Annotated in this window: 1 protein-coding gene; it reads left to right on the forward strand. The window is 56.6% G+C overall.

Features of this window, described 5'->3' with window-relative positions:
• Positions 1–10: 10 nt before the first annotated feature.
• A partial coding sequence (locus I3J13_RS25625) for a formyltetrahydrofolate deformylase (RefSeq protein ID WP_196380684.1) occupies positions 11–657 on the forward strand: 647 nt, incomplete at its 3' end.

The raw sequence follows: 657 nt of genomic DNA on the forward strand, positions 1-657 counted from the left end.
GGAAAAACGAATGACATCCTATGTTCTGACCGTAGCCTGCAAATCGACCCGTGGCATTGTGGCTGCGATTTCCGGTTATCTGGCGGAAAAAGGCTGCAACATCGTCGACAGTTCGCAGTTCGACGACCTCGAGACCGGCAAGTTCTTCATGCGCGTCTCCTTCATCTCCGAAGAAGGCGCCACCCTTGAGGCCATCACCGATGGCTTCAAGCCGGTGGCGGAAAAATTCGACATGGACGCGGATATCTATCCGGACGGCCAGCGCATGAAGACGCTGTTGATGGTCTCCCGTTTCGGCCATTGCCTCAACGACCTGCTCTATCGCTGGAAGATCGGCGCATTGCCGATCGACATCGTCGGCGTCGTCTCCAACCATTTCGATTACCAGAAGGTCGTCGTCAACCACGACATTCCCTTCCACCACATCAGGGTGACGAAGGAGAATAAACCCAAAGCCGAAGCCCAGCTGATGGACCTGATCGAGACCAGCGGCACGGAACTCGTCGTACTGGCGCGCTACATGCAGGTGCTGTCCGACGATATGTGCCGGAAGATGTCGGGCAAAATCATCAACATCCACCATTCCTTCCTGCCCTCCTTCAAGGGCGCCAACCCCTACAAGCAGGCCTATGAGCGCGGCGTGAAGCTGATCGGCGC

Origin of the sequence: Agrobacterium leguminum (assembly GCF_015704895.1) — a bacterium.
Taxonomy (GTDB): Bacteria; Pseudomonadota; Alphaproteobacteria; order Rhizobiales; family Rhizobiaceae; genus Agrobacterium; species Agrobacterium leguminum.